Annotated in this window: 17 protein-coding genes and 1 pseudogene; 7 read left to right on the top strand and 11 right to left on the bottom strand. The window is 70.3% G+C overall.

Features of this window, described 5'->3' with window-relative positions:
- Positions 1–17: 17 nt before the first annotated feature.
- Entirely contained in the window at positions 18–551 is a 534-nt protein-coding gene (locus BLQ49_RS20405) for a protein phosphatase CheZ (protein ID WP_091719294.1), read from the bottom strand.
- A 111-nt stretch (positions 552–662) separates the two neighbouring features.
- Positions 663–1,046, bottom strand: coding sequence for a response regulator (locus BLQ49_RS20400; protein ID WP_091719055.1), 384 nt, complete (start codon positions 1,044–1,046; stop codon positions 663–665).
- A 296-nt stretch (positions 1,047–1,342) separates the two neighbouring features.
- Between BLQ49_RS20400 and BLQ49_RS20395 the strand changes: the two genes are divergently transcribed.
- Entirely contained in the window at positions 1,343–2,329 is a 987-nt protein-coding gene (locus BLQ49_RS20395) for a bifunctional riboflavin kinase/FAD synthetase (RefSeq protein ID WP_091719053.1), read from the top strand.
- 64 nt (positions 2,330–2,393) lie between these two features.
- On the top strand, positions 2,394–2,612 hold the full coding sequence (locus tag BLQ49_RS20390) for a DUF2093 domain-containing protein (RefSeq protein WP_091719051.1): 219 nt from the start codon (positions 2,394–2,396) through the stop codon (positions 2,610–2,612).
- Positions 2,613–2,615: 3 nt separating this feature from the next.
- Here the strand turns inward: BLQ49_RS20390 and lpxK are convergent, their stop codons facing one another.
- From lpxK to BLQ49_RS20375, 3 genes are read right to left on the bottom strand one after another with little or no spacing between them, the layout of a single operon-like run.
- The gene (lpxK, locus tag BLQ49_RS20385) at positions 2,616–3,599 is read right to left on the bottom strand and encodes a tetraacyldisaccharide 4'-kinase (protein ID WP_091719049.1); all 984 of its coding nucleotides are present in this window, start codon (positions 3,597–3,599) and stop codon (positions 2,616–2,618) included.
- Positions 3,599–4,930 carry a 3-deoxy-D-manno-octulosonic acid transferase gene (locus BLQ49_RS20380; RefSeq protein WP_167627749.1) on the bottom strand — a complete coding sequence of 444 codons (1,332 nt, stop codon included), beginning with the start codon at positions 4,928–4,930 and terminating at the stop codon, positions 3,599–3,601. Before BLQ49_RS20380 ends, lpxK begins: the two co-directional genes overlap by 1 nt.
- A complete protein-coding gene (locus BLQ49_RS20375; protein ID WP_091719045.1) occupies positions 4,927–5,712 on the bottom strand; it encodes a lysophospholipid acyltransferase family protein in 786 nt (261 codons plus the stop codon). The genes BLQ49_RS20380 and BLQ49_RS20375 overlap by 4 nt, the downstream gene beginning before the upstream one ends.
- 293 nt (positions 5,713–6,005) lie before the next feature.
- Here BLQ49_RS20375 and BLQ49_RS20370 point away from each other — a divergent pair.
- Both BLQ49_RS20370 and BLQ49_RS20365 read left to right on the top strand, forming a co-directional pair.
- A pseudogene (locus BLQ49_RS20370) lies at positions 6,006–6,497 on the top strand (VIT1/CCC1 transporter family protein); the annotation flags it as partial.
- A 90-nt stretch (positions 6,498–6,587) separates the two neighbouring features.
- Positions 6,588–7,496 (top strand): metallophosphoesterase family protein, encoded by a 909-nt coding sequence (locus BLQ49_RS20365; RefSeq protein WP_091719041.1) that lies wholly within the window; start codon positions 6,588–6,590, stop codon positions 7,494–7,496.
- Between the two features lie 65 nt (positions 7,497–7,561).
- Here BLQ49_RS20365 and BLQ49_RS29800 read toward each other — a convergent pair whose 3' ends face one another.
- Positions 7,562–7,717 (bottom strand): hypothetical protein, encoded by a 156-nt coding sequence (locus tag BLQ49_RS29800; protein ID WP_167627748.1) that lies wholly within the window; start codon positions 7,715–7,717, stop codon positions 7,562–7,564.
- 309 nt (positions 7,718–8,026) lie between these two features.
- Here BLQ49_RS29800 and BLQ49_RS20360 point away from each other — a divergent pair, with 309 nt between their 5' ends.
- Entirely contained in the window at positions 8,027–9,421 is a 1,395-nt protein-coding gene (locus BLQ49_RS20360; protein WP_091719040.1) for an amidase family protein, read from the top strand.
- 21 nt (positions 9,422–9,442) lie between these two features.
- On the opposite strand, the gene BLQ49_RS20355 is transcribed toward BLQ49_RS20360, so the two are convergent.
- The 4 genes from BLQ49_RS20355 to BLQ49_RS20340 are packed head-to-tail and all read right to left on the bottom strand — an operon-like array spanning position 9,443 to position 16,188.
- Positions 9,443–10,585: a M20/M25/M40 family metallo-hydrolase gene (locus tag BLQ49_RS20355; RefSeq protein ID WP_091719038.1), complete on the bottom strand. Its 1,143-nt coding sequence runs from the start codon at positions 10,583–10,585 to the stop codon at positions 9,443–9,445.
- Entirely contained in the window at positions 10,582–12,054 is a 1,473-nt protein-coding gene (locus BLQ49_RS20350) for a M81 family metallopeptidase (RefSeq protein ID WP_091719036.1), read from the bottom strand. Before BLQ49_RS20350 ends, BLQ49_RS20355 begins: the two co-directional genes overlap by 4 nt.
- Before the next feature lie 31 nt (positions 12,055–12,085).
- Positions 12,086–14,647 carry a penicillin acylase family protein gene (locus BLQ49_RS20345; protein WP_091719034.1) on the bottom strand — a complete coding sequence of 854 codons (2,562 nt, stop codon included), beginning with the start codon at positions 14,645–14,647 and terminating at the stop codon, positions 12,086–12,088.
- A complete protein-coding gene (locus BLQ49_RS20340; RefSeq protein WP_091719292.1) occupies positions 14,644–16,188 on the bottom strand; it encodes an acetolactate synthase large subunit in 1,545 nt (514 codons plus the stop codon). The genes BLQ49_RS20345 and BLQ49_RS20340 overlap by 4 nt, the downstream gene beginning before the upstream one ends.
- Before the next feature lie 212 nt (positions 16,189–16,400).
- Between BLQ49_RS20340 and BLQ49_RS20335 the strand changes: the two genes are divergently transcribed.
- A complete protein-coding gene (locus tag BLQ49_RS20335) occupies positions 16,401–18,014 on the top strand; it encodes an ABC transporter substrate-binding protein (RefSeq protein ID WP_244507698.1) in 1,614 nt (537 codons plus the stop codon).
- A gap of 4 nt (positions 18,015–18,018) precedes the next feature.
- Positions 18,019–19,410, top strand: coding sequence for an amidase (locus tag BLQ49_RS20330; protein WP_091719030.1), 1,392 nt, complete (start codon positions 18,019–18,021; stop codon positions 19,408–19,410).
- A 21-nt stretch (positions 19,411–19,431) separates the two neighbouring features.
- On the opposite strand, the gene BLQ49_RS20325 is transcribed toward BLQ49_RS20330, so the two are convergent.
- Complete coding sequence (locus BLQ49_RS20325) at positions 19,432–19,710, bottom strand: hypothetical protein (RefSeq protein ID WP_091719028.1); 279 nt, start codon at positions 19,708–19,710, stop codon at positions 19,432–19,434.
- Positions 19,711–19,842: the final 132 nt, after the last annotated feature.

The following is a 19,842-nucleotide window of genomic DNA, read 5'->3' as shown; positions in this document are numbered from 1 at the left end:
GCCTGACCGGCACCGCCTCAGCCGAAGAGGGCGTCGATGTCGTCCTGGGACGGTACGGCCGCGTCGGCTTGGGGGCCATTGAGCAACAGATCCTCGGCCCGGGCGCGGCGGGCACGCTCGGTCGGGTCGATGGAGGCTGTGTCCCGCGCCTTCACGGCGCCCACGAAACGAGCCAGCCGCTGCTCGAACAGCCGCAGCGACTCAACCACCTTGGCGATTCGCTGCCCGGTGATGTCCTGGAACGCACAGGCCTCGAAGATCGTGTTGATGCGCTCCTCGACGGCCTCGCGGTAACCCGGACCGTCGGGCAGGCCGAGCATCGCCTCGGCCGCCTCCATGATCGTGTTGGTGGCACCCGCGGTCGCCGCCACGACGCTGCCGAGCTCCTCATGCGCCATGGGGATCCGGTCGCGACTCATCTCGTTCGCGCGAAGCGCACCGATCTCCTCGCGAAGGTGAGCGATGTAATCGGCGATCTCGCTCAACTCGGCGATGACGGCCTGCGGTTCACGAAACCGCATTTCGGCCGACCGCGCAGCAGCTAACGACATGCTGTTCTCCTGAGATCGGTTGCCGTCCCGGCCGGCGACGCCGCGTTCCGGAGTCGTCCGGCGCGCCAGCGAGTCGGCCGGACTGCGCGATGAGCGTGCCATCTGAACCGATCAGCTGCCGCAGACCGCCTCGATCTTGGACTTCAGCGTCGCGGCGTTGAACGGCTTGACGATATAGTTGTTCACGCCGGCCTTCTTGGCGGCGATGACGTTCTCGGTTTTCGACTCGGCCGTCACCATGATGAACGGCGTCGTGCGAAGATTTTCATCGGCGCGCACGTGCCGGAGCAGCTCATACCCGGTCATCGGCTCCATATTCCAATCGGAGATCACCAGGCCGTACTTGCGATCCTTCAGGCGGGCCAGTGCTTCGGTGCCATCAGAAGCGTCATCGACCTCCTCGAAGCCAAGCTGCTTCAGAAGATTACGGATAATGCGAACCATCGTCTGATAATCGTCAACAACGAGGATCGGCATGCTCAAGTCGAGAGCCATCGAACCACTACTCCGTATTGCCCGGCGGGAAGCCGCGGCGGCTCCCGGAAAGATTAACGCTTCGCTAAGGCTGCAAACTAGCTGCGACGCTCGACATTTTAAATAGGGCTTGCGCATTGCGAAGCCGTTAATCGGCGACGCCCGTGCAAGAGTTGCCGCGGTGTTGCCCGGCGGCACGCCTCCCTTCGCTTGACCCCCCGGGCGCCTTTCGGCAGGGTCCGGGCGCGTCGGGCCCCGCGTGGGCATGGCATCTGATCCCGTCCGGCGACCCCACCCGAGCATCCGACCTCCAAACGATGGCCTCAGGCGACGATACGGCGGCGCGGTCCTTCACTATCTGCGGCCCCGACGCGCCGGTTCCACCGGCCCTGACCGGGGCCGTCGCGGCGATCGGCAATTTCGACGGCGTCCATCTCGGCCACCGCGTCCTCGTGGAGAGCGTGCGGGCGGCGGCGCGCGCGGGCGGGCGGGCCGCCGCGATCCTGACCTTCGAACCGCATCCGCGCGCGTATTTCACCCCCGAGGCGCCGATGTTCCGGCTCACCAGCCTCGCTGCCAAGGAGATCGTGTTCGCGCGTCTCGGGCTCGACGGGGTGATCGTGCGCCGCTTCGACGGCGGGCTGGCCGCCACGGGCGCACGCGCCTTCGTGTTCGACTTCCTGAAGGCTTCGCTCGGCCTCTCCGGCGTGGTGGTCGGCCACGATTTTCATTTCGGCCGTGGCCGCGAGGGCACACCCGCCGTTCTGGCCGAGCTGTGCCGGGAGGCGGGGTTGAGCTGCCGCATCGTGGCGCCGGTCGCCCTCGGCGACGAGGCCGAACCGGTCTCGTCGAGCGCGATCCGCGCCGCGCTCGCCGCCGGCGACGTCGCCCGGGCCAACGCGCTGCTCGGCTATCGCTGGTTCGTGCTCGGCCCCGTCTGCCACGGCGACAAGCGTGGCCGACAACTCGGCTTCCCCACCGCCAATATGAGGGTGCCCGATTGCGGCCTCGCGCACGGCATCTACGCGGTGCGGGTGCGCCTGGCATCCAGCACGTTTTACGACGGCGTCGCCAGCTACGGTCGCCGCCCGACCTTCGACGACGGCGCACCGCTCCTGGAGACTTATCTGTTCGACTTCTCGGGTGATCTCTACGGACAGGAGATCGCCGTCGAGTTCGTGGGCTACATCCGGGGCGAGGAGCGGTTCGCGAGTGCCGACGCCCTGGTCGCCCGCATGCACATCGACGCCGATGCGGCGCGGTCCATGTTGGGGCGCGATGAAACCCGGTCGATGCTGGCCTGAGTCTCAGGGGGGATCGCCGGAGCGGCTGATCGTGTAGAAGGGCGGCATCGAGCAGGAGGCGGACGTGCTGGGTCGTTACGAGCGCGCGAATAACGGTGAGGCGGTGGTCGAGTACGGCGACGGCACCATGCGGGTGGTCAAGCCCGGCAGCTTCGTGCGCTGCGCGGTGACCGGCGAGCCGATCCAGCTCGACGCGTTGCGCTACTGGAGCGCGCTGCGCCAGGAAGCCTATTCCTCCCCCGAGGCGATCCTCAAGCGGCTGAAGGATACTGGCCGGCCCTGATCGTCACGGAGCGGCGCCGAGGACGCTTTGCAGCTGGCGCCGCAGGGTCTCTGGGTCTTCCCAGACAAGACGGACGCGCAGCACGCCGATCCGGGCCGCGATGTGCGGAGGCAGGCGCACTGCGTCCTTCTCGGTGGTGACGAGCTCAGCCCCGAGCCGCCGCGCTGCCGCGGCCAGAGCCGCAAGGTCCCCGTCCCGGTAGGGATGATGATCCGGGAAGACGCGCCGCCCGACGATCTCGGCCCCCGCCTCAGCCAGCGTCGTGAAGAATTTTTCGGGACGCCCGATCCCCGCGAAGGCGAGGCAGCGACGGCCGGCGAAATCGTCCGAGTGTCGAATTAGACGCGCCCGGTAGACCGGCAGGGTCCGGTCGTCGGCCGCCGCGGCGATGCGGTCGCCCGGCCTACCGTCGCCGATCACGATCACGCCGCCGACATGGGGCCATTGCCGGGCGAGGGGGGCGCGCAACGGCCCCGCCGGGAAGGGCAGGCCGTTGCCGAGGCCCACGCCCCCGTCGATCACGGCGAGGCTGAGAGCCTTGGTGAGCGACGGGTTCTGAAGCCCGTCATCCATCACGATGGCGTCGGCACCGAGCGACCGGCACAGGGCGGCCCCTGCCGGGCGATGGCGTGCCACGATCGTCGGCGCCTGTCGGGCGAGGAGCAGCGGCTCGTCGCCGACCTCCGCGGCGGTGTGCCGGACGGGATCGACGTGCACCGGGCCGGCATTGCGCCCCCCATAGCCGCGGGACAGGAAGGCGGGGGTCCGGCCAAGCTCGGCGAGCAGCGCCGCGACCGCGAGCGCCGCGGGCGTCTTGCCGGCGCCGCCGAGGGTGAAGTTGCCCAGGCACAGGACCGGACAGCCCGCCCGCTCACCCGCTCGATCCATGCGCCGGGCGACCAGCGCTCCGTAGGTCGCCCCGGCCGGCGCGAGGACGCGCGCCAGCGGGTGATCCGGTCCCGCGGTCCAGAAGCGCGGTGGCCGCATCAGGCCCGCGCGAGCGGGCGGACACGGCCGCCCCGATCGAGGCGCTGCAGCTTCATCTGCGCGACGAAGGGATCGAGGACCGCGAGGGTGCGCGACACCGCCCCCTCGAACGGGCGCAGGGCGCTCTGCCCGGCACGCGCCATGGCGGCGAGCCGCGCCCGATCGCCGAGGAGGTCGCCGGCGACCGATGCCAGCTCGACGCCGTCCTGCACGGGTACGGCCCCCCCCGCGCGGTCGAGGGCCTGATAAATGGTACCGAAATTCTCCGTGTGCGGGCCGTGCAGCACCGCCGTATCGAGGCGCACCGGCTCGATCGGGTTCTGACCACCCCGCGGGACCAGGGAGCCGCCGAGGAAGCCCAGGGGCGCGAGGCGGTAGAACAGGCCGAGTTCGCCGATCGTGTCGGCGACGTAGACCTCCACGGAGGGGTGGGGCCGCCCGCCGGTCGAGCGCCGGGCGCTGCGCAGGCCGAGGGCGGCCGCACACTCGACGACTTCCGCGCCCCGGGCCGGGTGCCGCGGGGCGATGAGGGTCAGGAGCTGCGGGAACCGCTCCCGCAGCAGCGCGTGCGCGTAGGCGATGATCGATTCCTCGCCCGGGTGGGTGCTGGCCGCAATCCAGATCGGCCGCCCGGCGATCATGTCGCCCAGATAGGCGAGCTGCTGCGGATCGGCCGGCGGGACCGGCGCATCGAATTTCAGGTTCCCGGCGATGCTGACCCGCGGCGCGCCGAGCTTGGCGAAGCGCTCGCCGTCGTCCTGCGTCTGGCTGAGGCAGATGGCGATGCGCGACAGCAGCGCCTTGGCGGTGCGCGGGCAGCGCTCCCAGCCGCGGAACGAGCGCGCCGACATGCGGCCGTTGACCAGGATCAGCGGGATCTCGCGCTCGTCGAGCGCCAGGATCATGTTGGGCCAGATCTCGGATTCGGCGACGACTGCCAGGTTGGGCTGCCAATGATCGAGGAAGCGCGCCATCCAGCGCGGTGCGTCGAGGGGCATGTATTGATGGACGGCGCCGGCCGGCAGGCGGGCGCCGATCAGGTCGGCGGCCGCGCGGGTGCCCGTGGTCACCAGCACCGAGAAGCCGCGGGCGATCATCCCCTCCACGAGGCCGATCAGCGACAGCGCCTCGCCGACGCTGGCGCCGTGCATCCAGGCCAGCGGGCCGACCGGGCGGGCCCGGCCCGGCAGGCCGCGCCGCTCGGGCAGCCGCAGCGGATCCTCCTTGCCGCGCTGCGCCCGCCACGCCAGGAGCCCGGACAAGGCCGGCTCGCCGATCCGCAGGCCGGCCCGGTAGGCCTGCAGCGGCAGGGTCACGGAGGGGCGCCTCACGCGGCGTCCCCCACCGGCGCGGCGGCATCGACGGGCGACGCCTCGCGGTAGAGCGCCGCCCGGTCGGCGCGCCCGACCAGGGCGTAGGCGCGGGCATGAACCCGGTTCATCTCGGCCTCGACGAAGCGCCGGAGCGTCTCGAACGCCTCGCCCGCACTGTCGCGCGGCACGTAGATCGGATCGCCCAGCACGATCGCGCCGCGTCCGAAGGGCAACCCGAGGCAGGCGCGGTCCCAGGACTTGAAGCGCAGGTGCCGGCTGGTCACGACGGCCGCCGGGACGATGGGCCGGCCGGACAGGCGCGCCAGGGTGAGGATGCCGGCATCGCACCGGCGCGAGACTTTTGGCACGTCCGCGCTGAAGGCCACGGACTCGCCGTCCTTCAAAGCCCGCAGCATGGCCCTCAGCCCCTCGGCCCCGCCCTTGGCGCGGACGTCCGTCGCCCGGCTGCGGCCACGAGCGCCGGAGGCCCGGATCACCCGCACGCCGAGCCGCTCCAGCGCGATGGTGTTGATGTTGCCATCGACGTTCCGCGAGATGATCGTGGCGACTTTGTCCTCCGGGCGGCGCAGCAGCGGCATCATGATGTGCTGCCCATGCCACATGCCGACGATGAGCGGCGTGTGCGCATCGATCCACGCGTCGGCCCGCCCGGGCGGCGCGCTGCCGGCATAGATGGCGAACCGGTTGGTGCGCCGCACCAGCCGCAGATAGGCCGCGGCGACGCGACCGAGCCCGCGCTGCACGGCGGGCCGACGAAGAATGCGTTTGCCGAGGCTCATGTCACGCCTGGAATGGCCGGATCACCACCGCCCGACCGGTTCCGGATCGAAGTCGATCGCTCATGATCTAGCTCCCGCGCATGAGACGAAACAATCGGCCAGGACCACAACCTGTGCGATCAGCGCCCCGAAGCCGCGCGCCCAAGATGCCGCGGATGCTCTCGGCGCGCGGCGAAAACACGGCGAGGCATCTTGTTTAGATCTATTCCAGACTATAGATTGGAATCGGTCTAGAAAGGAAACCCATCATGGCAGCCGTCCTTGAGAGCGCCGCCGGCCTGGCGCACGAAGCCCGTCGCGCCTTCGTCCTGCGCTACGTGCAGCCTGGGCTGGCTGGCCTGATCGACGGCTCGGTCTCGACTCTGGCGCCGATCTTCGCGGCCGCCTTCGCCACGGGTCACAATGGTGCGACCTTCCTGGTCGGGCTGGCGGCCTCGGTGGGGGCGGGGATCAGCATGGGGTTCACCGAGGCCCTGTCGGATGACGGCAGCATCACCGGCCGTGGCGACCCGTGGATCCGCGGTCTCGTCTGCGGTTTGATGACAACGCTGGGCGGCCTCGGCCACACGTTGCCCTACGCAATCCCCGATACACTGCCGGCGGGCTGGCCGAATCCCTTCATCCTCGCCACGAGCCTCGCCGTGCTGGTGGTGGTGGTTGAACTCGTGGCGATTGCGGCGATCCGCACGCGCTACATGGCGACGCCGTTCCCGCGCGCAGCCATGCAGGTCATGCTCGGCGGTGCGCTGGTGCTCGCCGTGGGGATGCTCATCGGCAGCGCATGAGGCGGAAGCGCTTGACGGCTGCGCCCATGCCCGCGATGGCGGAGCCGTTCCCAGGCCGCTCCCTGGCCGTTAAGTGCGTGACTCCCGGCGTTGACCTTCCGCCTCGCCCATCTCAGCGACCCGCATGTCGGCCCCCTGGGCCGGGTGCGTCTGCATCAGCTTATCGGCAAGCGGGCCACCGGCTATGCCAATTGGCGGCGCGGCCGGTCGCGCAGTCACGACATGACAGTGCTCGAGCGCCTCGTGGCCGACCTGAAGGCTCAGGGGGCCGGACACATCGCTTGCACGGGCGACCTGTGCAACATCGGCCTGCCGAGCGAATGGGCGACGGCGCGCACCTTCCTGGAAGCTCTGGGCCCGTCCGATGCGGTGAGCTTCGTGCCGGGCAACCACGACGCGTATGTCCGCGGCTCCCTGGAGGGACTGCTCGACGCCTGCGGTGCCTATACGGGCGATGATTCGGGATCATCGGGCCGTTTCCCCTATCTCAGGCGGCGCGGGCCGCTGGCCCTGGTCGGCCTGTCCAGCGCAATCCCGACCAAGCCCTTCGTGGCCACGGGACGCCTCGGCGCGCCGCAGCTCGCCGCGGCCGAAGCCTTGTTGCGGGCGCTGGCCACGGAGCCGGGCCGGCCGTTCCGTGTCGTGATGATCCATCACCCGCCACAGCCGGGGGGGGCCGCGCCGGGGCGCGAATTGAAGGACGCGGCGGCGTTCACGGCGATGATCGGCCGCGCAGGCGCGGACCTGATCCTTCACGGCCACAATCACGTAACCAGCTCCGCCCGCATCCCGGGGCCGGATGGACGCACAGTCCCGGTTGTCGGCGTCCCCTCGGCCTCAGCCCGAGCGGATGGGCATGGGGCGATCGCGTCGCGCCGGGCCTCCTATATTCTCTACGAGATCACCCGGGACGGGCACGGCTACGCGATCGGTGCCCGGCGGCGGGGCCTCAGCGCCGAGGGCGCGATGTGCGATCTCGGCGCCATCGACTTGGCCTGACCGGTTGCACCCGATTCGAACGACCGGCGCGATCGATCGCGCCGGCCTGCTGTTCCACAGCCCGATCAGGCGGCGGCCACGCCTCTGCTCTGCTGCTGGGTCAGGCTCGCCTCGTAGCGCTCGGCTTGCAGCCGGGTCAGGCCGCAAATCACTGCGCGTGCTCCGCGATAGACGGTGTACGTGCCGTCGTGCGTCGGCTTGACGCGAATCACCTCTGCCATGGGTCTCTGCCTTTGTTGGAGGTTACTGGCCTTGGACTGAGGAGATCATCCCTCCCTGATGGATGGGCCGGTTGAACGCGCGAACGGACGGCAGGTTATCTATCGGTCTGATCGTGACAAGGGCCGGATACGAACGAATGCTTAAGTATTTCCGCTGCGCTGCGGCAAACCCTTGTCCAGCCTGGCAATCCGCCGCTGCGCAAAAAAGCGCCTCGTGGCGTGTATTTTGAATAAGCTGACGGCACCCCGTCCGCCGGCCCGAATCGCACGGCGCGCCCAGCCCGGCCGGGTGTTCAAAGAGGATCCCCCATGCAGCTCTGGCGTCTGACGGCGACCGACCTCGCAGGCTTGATTCGATCCGGCCAGGTCTCGGCCCGGGAGGCCGCGCAGGCGGCCCTCGACCGGCTCGACAGCGTCAACGGTCGCATCAACGCCGTGGTCGAGCATCGCCCGGAGGACGTGCTGGCGCAGGCCGACACGGTCGATGCCGCTCGCACCCGTGGCGAATCGCCGGGGCCGCTCGCCGGCGTGCCGGTCACCGTGAAGGTGAATGTCGATCAGCGCGGCTTCGCGACGACGAACGGTCTGCGGCTCCAGCGCGACCTCGTCGCCCAGGACGACAACCCGGTGGTGGCCAATCTGCGCCAGGCCGGCGCAGTTCTGCTCGGGCGGACGAATACGCCCGCCTTCTCCCTGCGCTGGTTCACCACCAACCAGCTCCATGGCGACACCAAGAACCCGCGCGATCCGGCGCTGACGCCGGGCGGCTCCTCGGGCGGGGCCGGCGCCGCGGTGGCGGCCGGGATCGGGGCGATCGCCCACGGCACCGATATCGCCGGCTCGGTGCGCTATCCGGCCTATGCCTGCGGCGTGCACGGCCTGCGCCCGAGCCTCGGCCGTATCCCGGCCTGGAACGCGTCCTCACCCGAGCGCGGGATCGGGCCGCAGCTGATGGCGGTGTCGGGGCCGCTCGCCCGCAGCATCGCGGATCTGCGCATCGGGCTGGAAGTCATGGCGGCCCCCGATCCGCGCGACCCCTGGTGGGTGCCTGCGCCGCTCGTGGGTCCGGAGGTCCCGCGCCGGGTCGCCCTGTGCGTGCGACCGGGGGGCCTTGCCGTTGTGCCGGAGGTGGAGGCCGTTCTGCGGGACTCGGCCCGCCGGCTGTCGGAGGCCGGCTGGACGGTGACGGAGATCGCCGACACGCCTCCGATCCGGGAGGCGAGCGAGCTACAGCTCCAGCTCTGGCTGGGCGACGGCTACGCGGCTGCCCGTGATGCGGCCGAGCGCGAGGGCGACCCGGCGGCGATCGGGCTTCTGGAGAGTTTCCGGGGGCGGGCCGAGGCGATGGCACCGGACGCGATCGCCCGGGCGCTGACGCGTCGCGCCACGCTCGCCCGGGAATGGTCGCTGTTCCTGACCGAGTACCCCGTGCTGCTTGTTCCGGTCTCGGCCGAGCTGCCCTTCCCGGACGGGCTCGACCGCACCGGGGATTCCGGCATCGCCCGGGCCTTCGAGGCAAACCTGCTCCAGGTCGGGCTGGCGCCGCTCGGCGTTCCGGCGCTCACGGTGACGACCGGACTGATCGGGCGCACGCCCGTGGGCGTGCAGCTCGTCGCCGCGCGCTACCGCGAGGATCTCTGCCTCACCGCAGGGGCGGCGATCGAGGCAGGTGGGGTTCCGGAGATGCCGGTCGATCCAGCCTGAGGCGAGGCCGGGCGGCGGGCATCAGGCCCGCTCGCCCGAGCCCAGATCCGCCAGGAGCGCCGCGAACAACTGCGCCCGCGCAGGCAGCGACGCGATCAGTACGTGCTCGTCCAGCGTATGGTAGCCCTGGCCGAGGGGCCCGAGCCCGTCCAGCGTCGGAATGCCATTGGCACCCGTGAAATTGCCGTCGGATCCACCGCCGGCGCTGCGCTGGGGCAGGGGGCGGCCGAGCGCCTCGGACAGGGCGCGGGCCCGCTCATAGAGGGCGAGGCAGCCCGTATCGGGTTCCCAGACTGGCCGGGTCACCCCACGGCTCACGGTGAAGCGGACACCGTCCTCATCCCCCGATAGGGCCAACATCCGTTCGACGCCACGGTCGAGGTCGGCCTGGCGCTTGGCCATGCTCAGCGCCTGACCGCGACAGACCGTCGGGACGCAGTTTACCCACTGCCCGCCCGAGACGATGCCGGTGGAGAAGGTGCAGTCGGCATCCGACAGGGCGTCGATCGCGAGGATCTTGCGCGCCATGGCGCGGATCGCCGACCGCCCCTCGTGGGGCGAGGATCCGGCATGACTCGGACGCCCCTGCGCCTCCAGGTCAAACCGTGCGATGGCGTAGCGGCCGGTGACCACGCCGTTCTCCGGCTGGCCGGGCTCCGGCACCAGCACGTAGGCGTGGCGGGCGGCCTCGGCCTCGATCAGGTCGCGGGTCGAGGGGCTGCCCACCTCCTCGTCGCCCGTGAACAGCACGGTGATCGGTAGCGGCGTCTCGATCCCGGCCGCCGCGAGCGCCCGGATCGCCGCCAGCGCGATCACGTTGCCGCCCTTCATGTCGAGGATGCCGGGCCCGTAGGCGCGCTCGCCCTCGATCCGCCAGGGCAGGGCACCGAGCGTGCCCACCGGGTGGACGGTGTCGAGATGGCCGAGGATCAGGATCCCCGGCTCGTCCCGCCGCGGATGCGCGAAGCGCGCACGCACGCAATCGCTGAGGCCCATCCGCCCGGGGATGGTCTCGACCCGCGCCCCCAGGAGGACGAGGTCCCGGGCGGCCACCCCCATCATCCGGTTGACCGCGGCCGCGTCATAGGTCGGGCTCTCGCATTCGACCCAGGGGCGCAGCGTCGCGAGGATCTCGCCCGCGTCGAGGTGAAGGTCCGGGATCATCGGGCGGCTTCCTCGGCGAAAGGATCGGCGACTCGCGGCCAGTAGGCGCCCGAGCGCTTCGTGTAGGGGATGGCGCCGTAATCCGGCGGGACCGCGCCGGGCGCGGCCACGTAGCGGACCTCGCTCGCGATGGGCGCGAAGGCGGCGTAGAAGTGCTGCATCGACTTCACAACGACGATCCGCTTGTCGTCGAGGGAGAGCCCGAGCCCCGTGAAAGCGTCGGGCGCGAAGGCCTGCTGGCGCTTGTGGGTTAGCACCACGTGGATCCCGTCGGCCTCCACCCAGGCGGCGGGGCCGAGCTGCGCCCGGCCGCCGCTCAGCCCCGTCTGGCTGTGGTCCTCCGAGAGGCCGCGCACGGTAACGCGCAGATCGACGGGATCGCCCGAGGTCACACCGCATTTGCCGCCGATCCGGAGCGTGAAGCGCGCCCCGAGTCCCGCCTCGTGGCAGATCCCGACCGCGCCGGGGTCCCAGATCAGGCCGAGGGCGACGTCCTTGATACCGCGCTCGGCGAGGCGTGCCAGGACCGCGGTGTTGTCCGAGGGCGCACCCGCGCCGGCATTGTCGGCGAAGTCGGCGAGCACCATCGGGCGCGGGTCGTCGGAGGCCAAAGCCGCATCGATGGCGGCATCGATCGTGTCGCAGTGGCTGGCCGCCGCCTCCCGCATCGCCCAAACCGCGCCGGCTAGGTCGTCGGCGAGCGCCTGCGCCTTGCCGGCATCGCCATCGGCGACGACGAGCATCTTGGCACCGACATCGGCCACGTCGCCCCAGGGGAAGCCGTGCCCGAAGGAGACCGACAGGATGCCGTCCTTCCCCTCCAGCGACTCCATCCGGCGCACGAAGCCCGCGACGGGCTCACGGCTGGTGCGCCACATGTTGACGATCCGGCAATTGGCATAGGCCATCACCGGCCGGATCTCCTTCGCGACCGTCCGCGTCACCAGCGGATAGAGGTCTCGGGCACGGTCGACGATGTCGGTGTGCGGGTATTCCTTGTAGATCACGATGACGTCGGCGCTCTGCCGCATCGTCTCGGTGAGGTGGCAGTGCAGGTCGAGTTCGACGCCGATCACCGCGTCCGGCCCCACGAGCGCGCGGACGCGCTCCAGGGTGTCGCCCTCGCAATCGTCAGTGCCCTCGGCCACCATGGCGCCGTGCATGAACAGCAGCACCGCATCGACCGGCAGGGCGGCCTTCAGATCTTCTAAAAGGGTATCGCGCAACTCCTCGTAGACGGCCCGCAGGGTGATCCCGCCGGGCTGGGCGAAGGTCGAGAGGCTCTCGACCACATCGTGGCCGTCGGCCTCGGCCAGCTCGCGCCACGCCTTGAGGCCGATATTGCTGAGGCTCGGCGGGTTCCGCGTGCCGTCCCGGCGGGCATAGTCGGCGTGGAAGGCCGCCCGGCCCGTGGGCAGCGGTGCGAAGGTGTTGGTCTCGGTGGCGAGGCCGGCGATGAAGATCTTCAAGGTGCTGTCCCACTCCGTCCCGGCCGCCCGGTCAGGCGGGGCTCAAGGTGATGATCGTCTCGGTGGCGGCGTCCACGGCCTCGCGGCCGTAGAGCATCGGCACATGGTCCTGGCGGCCCCAGATCGGGGCCAGGTCGGCGTAGTGCGGGCTGCCCGGGTTCCCGGACTGGCCCGGCACGTTGATGAAGACCGATCGGTCCCAGTCCCCCACGTCCACGATCATGCGGAACGAGGCGCCGTGGGTGAGCCGGAACGTGTCGGTCCGGTACTCCGCGTGCATGACTGATGCCGCGGACCCGCCAACCGGCAGCGGGCCGACATCCCAGGCTCGATCGGGTCGCAGGTCTGTAAGGGGATGGGCGAACAGGGCGTGGTGCAGGCGGCCCCAGGACCAGCCTTCGGGGGATTCATGGTCGCCGAGCCGCGGGGCTCTCTCCTCCCCCTTGTGGGGAGGAGCCGGAGGTGGGGGTGGTGCCGGATCGAGCGGTGCGGTGCCGTCTACACCACCCCCACTCCTGGCCCCTCCCCGCAACGGGGAGGGAAAAAGCGCTTCTGCAGCAGGGCGTTGCTGCTCAACGGAGGCCGTTACATCCGGCACGAGCCGTCCCATTGGGTCCGCTCCCATCCGCTCCAGACAATCCCGGAACGCGGCGCCGAGCGCGTCCACCAGAAGCGCGTTGCGCGTCGCTGAGTCGAGACCGGCCTCAAGCCGTTCGATCAGGCTCTGCGTATCGCCGGGCGGCAGGAGGCGGCGGGTAGCGGCGTCGGGCACGAGCGCCTTGAGCAGGGCCGGCCGCAGGTGGTGGACCCAGAACACCTCGATGAGGGTGGCCGCCGCGGAATCCGGGGCCAGCGTCCCGTCGAACGATGCCATCAGGGCCTGGGCCGAGGCGAGATCGGGATCCGACGCGGCCGGCATGGCCCGGACCAGTTCGGTCAGCCGCAGGGCGGGCTCTGAAAACGCGTCACCCTGGAGCGCCCGCGAGTCGTCCAGGCTGTGCCGGGTCTGGCCGCCAAGAACCGCACGGATGCGCCGGACGCGCCAGGGCTCGGCCCACTCGAACCCGACCTTCCGAGACTCGGCCGGGAAATCCGGCGGCAGGTTCATCTCGTTGGCGGTGGCGAGCCAGCCCACCTCCGGATCGAGGCTGCGGGGCAGGGAACCGGGATCGTGGAACCCCGCCCAGTCGTAGCGGCCGTCGCCCGGCACCGGCAGCAGCCCGTCATGGGCCGGCCGCACCGGCGCCTTGCCGGCCATGAACCACGCAATCCGCCCCGTGGCGTCGGCGTAGAGCTGGTTCACGGAGGGCGCCGACCAGTGGCGCAGGGCCTCGCCGAAGGCCTCCGGGGTGGTGGCGTCGAGATAGGCGAGGCTGCCAAGATAGGCGGCAGCACCCGGCTCGGACCAGACGGTGCGCAGTGCGAAGGCGCGACCAGCAACTTCGCGGATCACCGGCCCGTGCCGGGTGAAGCCGAGCACCACGGTCTCGTCCGCCCCGCCGCGCACCGGGATCTTTTCTACGACGCGCTCGATCGGCTCCCAGCCTTCGCCATACCGATAACGGTCGGAATTGGCCGGGTCGGTCTCACACACAAAAAGGTCCTCCTGATCCATCGGCGCGATGGTCAGGCTGAAGGCGGCGTGGCCGTTATGACCGATCGAGATGCCGGGCAGCGCCGGCTCGCCGGCCCCGATCACGTCGAGGCCCGGCGCGGTGAGATGGACGGCGTAGCGGAGCGACGGCTGCAGGTAGACCCGGTGCGGGTCGCTCGCCAGGATCGGGCGGCCAGTGTCGGTGCGCGATGGGCCCACCACCCAGTTGTTCGAGCCCTCCGCCGGTTCCTTCGGCGCGGCGCGAGCCCTCCGCGTGACGGCCCCATGCGCATCGACCTTGCTCCAGGCCCAGGCCGCGTCGCGGGTTGCCGCAAGGCGCTCGGGCGGGAACCCGACCGTCGCGGTGGCCAACCGAAAAGCGTCGAGGAGATCGTCCGGCCAGTCGGCGGCGTCGAGCCCGTCCGGGACAACTGGCTCGTGCGGCGGGCTGATCCGCTTGCGCAGGTCGTCCGCGGTGAGCCCGGCCTCGCGGGACTCGGCGCGGGCCAGCACCCGGGCGCGGGCGACCTCGGAGAGGACGTTGCGCACGAGCCCATGGCTGCGGATGCGCACCACGTCGTCAGGCTGCCAGCGGGCCGGGCGCGTATCGGTGAGGGCGAATTCCGGCGGTCGCAGCTCGGGCCGCGCCTCGGTGAGCGCCACGTAGGCGTTGAGCCCGTCCACGAAGGCCGTGACGATGGCCTGCGTGTCCTGCGGCCCATAGGCGGCCCATTCGGCCGCCAAGTCGCCGCGATAGAGGAACAGCCGGGCGGCGCGATCCTGGGCGAGGTAGCCGGGCCCGAAATCCGCCGCCAGCAGGCCGAGGCCACGCTTGCGCCAGAGGTCGAGCTGCCAGAGCCGGTCCCGCGCCGCGTTGAAGCCCTGGGCCCGAAAGGCGTCGAGCGTCGAGCCGGCGCGGATATGCGCCAGCCCCCAGCGGTCGACCCGGATCTCGGCGGGTCCCTCGAGTCCGGGGAGGGCGTACGTGGCCCCGCTCACAGGGCGACTTCGATGAGATGCGGACCCTTGTTGGCGAGCGCGTGCTGGAACGCCTCGATGAACTCCGCGAGGGTCTCGACCCGCCGGCCCTCCACGCCAAATCCCCTGGCAAGGCTCACCCAATCGACCGCTGGATCGTCGAGGCTCAGCATGCCGAGCGCCTTGGGACCGGGATTGTGGGCGCCGACATTGGTCAGCTCCGCCCGCAGGATCGCGTAGGAGCGGTTCGACCAGACCAGCGTCACCACGTCGAGGCGCTCGCGGGCCTGAGTCCAGAGCGCCTGCACGGTGTAGAGCCCGCTGCCGTCGGCCTGGAGGTTGATGACCTTGCGATCGGGGCAGGCCACGGCCGCGCCGGTCGCCATCGGAATGCCGAGGCCAATGGAGCCGCCGCTGAGCTGGAGCCACGTGTGAGGCGCGGCGTCCCGGGTCAGCGCAAAGAAGTTGCGGCCGGTGGTGATCGACTCGTCGCAGATCACCGCGCCTTCCGGGATCAGGGCGCCCAACACCTGCCCGATCGTGTCCTGATCGAGGGGGCCAGAGGTCGGGAGCGTCGGCCGCGGCGCGGTGGCGATCGGCTCGGCGCGCGGGGCGCCGACGGCCTCGGCCAGCCGCTCCAGGGCGTCGATCTGATCCTCCTCGGGGGTGGCCAGCGTGATGGTGGATGAGCCCTCGGGGGCGAGCAGGCTCGGCTTGCCGGGATAGGCGAAGAACCCCACCGGCGGGGTCGCGCCGATCAGGATGATGTGGCGGAAATCCTTCAAGGCCGCGATACCCTGGTCGATCGGGTAGGGCAGGCGCTCGATCGGCACGGTGCCGGCGCCGCGGTCGATCCGGGCATTCGACGTCATCGCCATCAGCTGCGCGCCGGTCTTGCGGGCGATCCGGTCGGCGATGACCCGGCCTTCGTTCCGCACCGCCCGGTCGCCGAGGTGCAGGAGCACCTTCTCGCCGCTCTGCAGGGCCTTCACCGCCGCCGCGATCGCATCGTCGCCGGCCTTCGCGCGTTCGGGGATCGCCGGCACCGGCGCCGGCCCTGTGCCGGGATCCCAGGCGGTGTTGGCGGGCAGGATCAGGGTCGCGACCTGACCGGGCGCGGTGCGGGCGGCCGCGATCGCGGCGGCGCCGTCCGGGCCGATCTCGTCCGCGCTCATCCCAGTGCGCACCCAGGACGACATCGGCCGGGCCAGCCCCTCAATATCGGAGGTCAGCGGCGCGTTGTATTCCCGGTGATAGGTCGCGTGCTCGCCGACGATGTTGACGACCGGGGTGCGCGCCTTCTTGGCGTTGTGCAGGTTGGCCAGCCCGTTCGCGAGGCCCGGGCCCAGGTGGAGCAGGGTCGAGGCCGGCTTGTCGGCCATGCGGGCGTAGCCGTCCGCCGCGCCGGTCGCTCCGCCCTCGAACAGGAACAGCACGCAGCGCATGCCCTCGACCCGGTCCAGGGCGGCCACGAAATGCATCTCGGAGGTGCCGGGATTGGTGAAGCAGACCTCCACACCACCCTCCACGAGGGTTCGGACCAGGCTCTCGGCCCCGTTCATGGCGTCCGGCATCCCATCGCTCACGGGTGTCTCCCCTCTCACTGGCGGCCTCGGCGGCACCATGGATTCTGTATTATCGTGACGCCGCCGCGGCCGAGCGCAAGGGGCGGCCGGTGACATTGTCCCTTCGCCGGATGCGGGCATGATGGCCCCGTCTGGCGCGGGACTTGCCGGGGGCGAGCCGCACCTTCCACGCGTGGGATCCGATGAAAATGCGCCGCCTGATTGCTGCCGCCCTGGCTGGCTCCGTTGCCTTGACCGGACCCGTCGTCCTGGCGGGGCCTGCCAGCGCCGAGAGCGTGCTGCGCATCGCCATGACGGCCTCCGACATCCCCACCACGACGGGGATGCCCAATAACGGCTTCGAGGGGATGCGCTTCCTCGGTTACCCGATCTTCGAGGGGCTGGTGCAGTGGGATCTGAAGAGCACCACCAAGCTCGCCGGCGTCATTCCCGCGCTCGCCGAGCGCTGGGAGCAGGATCCGAACGACAAGACGGTCTGGACCTTCCACCTGCGCCAGGGCGTCAAGTTCCATGACGGCACCCCGTTCAACGCCGACGCGGTGATCTGGAACCTCGACCGCTACTTCAAGAACGACAGTTCGCAATTCGAGCCGCAGGGCGCCGGCATCTCCCGGGCCCGGGCGCCGCTGGTCGGCAGCTACAAGAAGATCGATGACGCGACGGTCCAGATCACCACCACGCAGGTGGCGTCGTACTTCCCCTACATGGTGGTCTACCTGCTGTTCACCTCGCCGGCCTCCTTCGAGAAGGCGGGGCACGACTGGAACAAGGTCGCCACGCTGCCGGCGGCCGGGACCGGGCCGTTCAAGATCACCCGCGTCGCCCCGCGGGAGGCGGTCGATCTCGCCAAGTTCGAGGGCTACTGGGACCCGAACCGGATGGCCAAGGTCGACAAGGTCCGGCTGCTGCCGATCCCGGAGGCCAATGCCCGGGTGGCGGCGCTCCGGTCCGGCCAGGTCGACTGGATCGAGGTGCCTGCCCCCGACGCGATCCCATCCCTGAAGCAGGCGGGCTTCACCATCACCACGGGCTCATACCCGCATGTCTGGCCATACATCTACAACATGGGCGCGAAGGACAGCCCGCTGAAGGATGTCCGCGTCCGGCAGGCGCTGAACTACTGCGTCGACCGCGCCGGCATCGTGGAGTTGCTGAACGGCACGGCCGAGCCGGCCTCCGGCTGGCTCAACGACAAGGACCCGAATTTCGGGTCCCCGAAGAACCGCTACACGTTCGACGCCGCCAAGGGGAAGGCGCTGCTGGCCGAGGCAGGCTTCACCGACGCCAAGCCGTTGAAGCTCAAGGTGATGATCTCTTCTTCCGGCTCGGGCCAGATGCTGCCGATGCCGATGAACGAATACCTGCAGGAGAACCTGAAGCAGGCTTGCAACGTTGATCTGAGCTTCAACGTGGTCGAGTGGCAGGTGCTGCTCAATTCGAGCCGCGCACTGCCGGATGCGCAGAGCCTGCAGGGCTCAATGGCGCTGAACGTCTCCTCGCCCTCCTCGGACGCCGCCGTGATGGCGCGCTACTTCGGAAGCGACCGCTTCCCGCCGGCCGGCTTCAACTTCCCCAACTGGAAGGACGACCCGTTCGACGCCGCCCTCAAGGCGCTCGCCGAGACCACCGACGCCAAGGTTGTCGACGCGCAGACCACGATCGCCCACGAGCGCCTCGTGGACAATCCGCCGTGGCTGTTCGTCGTCCACGACCTGAACCCGCGCGGGATGTCGAAGAAGATCCATGGCTTCGTCTCGCCGCAATCCTGGTTCGTCGACCTCACCCTCGTCAGCGTGCAGTAATCCGATGTCCGATATCGATCCCGTTCACGCCTCCGCGGCCGAACTCGCCCGGGCGATCCGCGCGCGGAGCCTCTCGCCGGTCGATGCGGTCGACGCGCTGCTCGGGCGCATCACGCAGCTGGAGCCGAAGCTTCAGGCCTTCACGGAGGTGTTCTCCGCCGATGCGCGCCTCGCTGCCGAAGGGGCGGATAGGGCGATCCGGTCGGGCCACGCTGTCGGTCCGCTCCACGGCGTGCCGGTGGTGCTCAAGGACCTGATCGATCTGGAGGGCCGGATCACCATGGGCGGCTCGGCCGCCCACCGCACGAGGCGGGCCGAGCGGACCGCGACCGTCGCCCGGCGCCTGATCGCGCAGGGCATGATCGTGCTGGGCAAGACCCATACGGTGGAGTTCGCTTATGGCGGCTGGGGCACCAACCAGCATCTCGGCACACCCTGGAACCCCTGGGATGCGGAGGTTCCGCGCACCCCCGGTGGGTCCAGCAGCGGCACCGGCGTCGCCGTGGCGGCCCGGATGGCGCCCTGGGGGATCGGCACCGATACCGGCGGCTCCGTGCGGCTGCCATCCTCCTTCTGCGGGCTGACGGGGCTCAAGGTGACGGTCGGGCGCGTCTCGACCTGGGGAATCGTGCCGCTCTCGACGACGCTCGATTCGCCAGGCCCGCTCGCCCGCACGGTGGAGGACGCGGCGCTCCTCTACGAGGCGATCTCCGGCCCCGATCCGCTGGACCCGACCACCCGCGGTATCCAGCCGGACTCGCCCTGGCCCACGCTCGACCGCGGGGTGCGCGGCCTGCGCCTCGGCCGCATGCCGGCCATCGAGCGGGAGGGCGTCGCCCCCGACATGCTGGCGGCCTACGACGACGCCCTCGAACGCCTCGCCGGGTTGGGGGCTGAGATCGTGGACGTGGCCCTGCCGTTCCGGTTCAGCGACTGCGTGGCGATGAGCGCGATCACCAACGCCGAAGCCTATTTCTTCAACGGGACGCTGGCCGAGGACCCCTCCGCACAGCTCGGCGACGCCGTGCGGGCGCGGATCCTGGCCGGCGCCAAAGTCTCAGCCCAGGATTATCTCGGCACGCTCCATCGTCGCGCTGCGATGAAGCAGGCCTATGCCGAGGCGACGGCGGGAATCGACGCCCTGCTCACGCCGACGACGGAATCCGCCGCCGTGCCGCTGGCCGCGGTCGACGAGGCGCATCTGCCCTCGCGCTTCACGCGGTTCGGCAACCTGCTCGATCTCTGCGCCCTGGCGCTGCCGAACGGCTTCACCGCCGACGGGCTTCCGCTCTCGCTCCAGATCGTCTGCCGCGGCTACGACGAGGCGACGGCGCTCCGCATCGGGCAGGCCTACCAGCAGGCCACCGACTGGCACCTGCGCCGGCCGGCCCTGTGAGGCGCGCAGCCAAACTGCGCATCACCGATTGAACAAGCCCCAGACCGACGCGAGGCACCACCAGGTGAGGCGAACACTATTGATGACATAGTCCACGCGAAAATAGATCTTCACGAAGGCCGCATAAGCAGCCACATAGAGGAATCCGATCACGCTGGCTGTGGCGTCCGAGAGGATTCCGATCCACCATACTCCCGCCACGCTGGCGAGGCCGAAGAGGCATAAGCCCAAGGCGAGAAGGGCAGGGTGCGCCGCGCACCATTGGGCGACGGGTTGGTTGTTCCGCGATGACCCGTCCATGCCCACATCCGAATCGATGATCGGATCCGATCATACTGGACGACGACTGTCCGTCATCTCAGTGGCGGACTTTATCGTGAATGTCCGTGCGGGGCGGCACTCACGATGGTCACGCAGACGGGTGGGATGCTG

Source organism: Methylobacterium phyllostachyos (assembly GCF_900103445.1).
GTDB lineage: Bacteria > Pseudomonadota > Alphaproteobacteria > Rhizobiales > Beijerinckiaceae > Methylobacterium > Methylobacterium phyllostachyos.
This window is presented reverse-complemented; position numbering and strand designations above follow the sequence as displayed.

What these genes read in the sequence shown, in the direction of transcription:
- BLQ49_RS20405 (WP_091719294.1), bottom strand. Translation starts at nt 551, where the DNA reads ATGTCGTTAGCTGCTGCGCGGTCGGCCGAAATGCGGTTTCGTGAACCG.
- BLQ49_RS20400 (WP_091719055.1), bottom strand. Translation starts at nt 1,046, where the DNA reads ATGGCTCTCGACTTGAGCATGCCGATCCTCGTTGTTGACGATTATCAG.
- BLQ49_RS20395 (WP_091719053.1), top strand. Translation starts at nt 1,343, where the DNA reads ATGGCCTCAGGCGACGATACGGCGGCGCGGTCCTTCACTATCTGCGGC.
- lpxK (WP_091719049.1), bottom strand. Translation starts at nt 3,599, where the DNA reads ATGCGGCCACCGCGCTTCTGGACCGCGGGACCGGATCACCCGCTGGCG.
- BLQ49_RS20375 (WP_091719045.1), bottom strand. Translation starts at nt 5,712, where the DNA reads ATGAGCCTCGGCAAACGCATTCTTCGTCGGCCCGCCGTGCAGCGCGGG.
- BLQ49_RS29800 (WP_167627748.1), bottom strand. Translation starts at nt 7,717, where the DNA reads ATGGCAGAGGTGATTCGCGTCAAGCCGACGCACGACGGCACGTACACC.
- BLQ49_RS20360 (WP_091719040.1), top strand. Translation starts at nt 8,027, where the DNA reads ATGCAGCTCTGGCGTCTGACGGCGACCGACCTCGCAGGCTTGATTCGA.
- BLQ49_RS20355 (WP_091719038.1), bottom strand. Translation starts at nt 10,585, where the DNA reads ATGATCCCGGACCTTCACCTCGACGCGGGCGAGATCCTCGCGACGCTG.
- BLQ49_RS20340 (WP_091719292.1), bottom strand. Translation starts at nt 16,188, where the DNA reads ATGAACGGGGCCGAGAGCCTGGTCCGAACCCTCGTGGAGGGTGGTGTG.
- BLQ49_RS20335 (WP_244507698.1), top strand. Translation starts at nt 16,401, where the DNA reads ATGCGCCGCCTGATTGCTGCCGCCCTGGCTGGCTCCGTTGCCTTGACC.
- BLQ49_RS20330 (WP_091719030.1), top strand. Translation starts at nt 18,019, where the DNA reads ATGTCCGATATCGATCCCGTTCACGCCTCCGCGGCCGAACTCGCCCGG.
- BLQ49_RS20325 (WP_091719028.1), bottom strand. Translation starts at nt 19,710, where the DNA reads ATGGACGGGTCATCGCGGAACAACCAACCCGTCGCCCAATGGTGCGCG.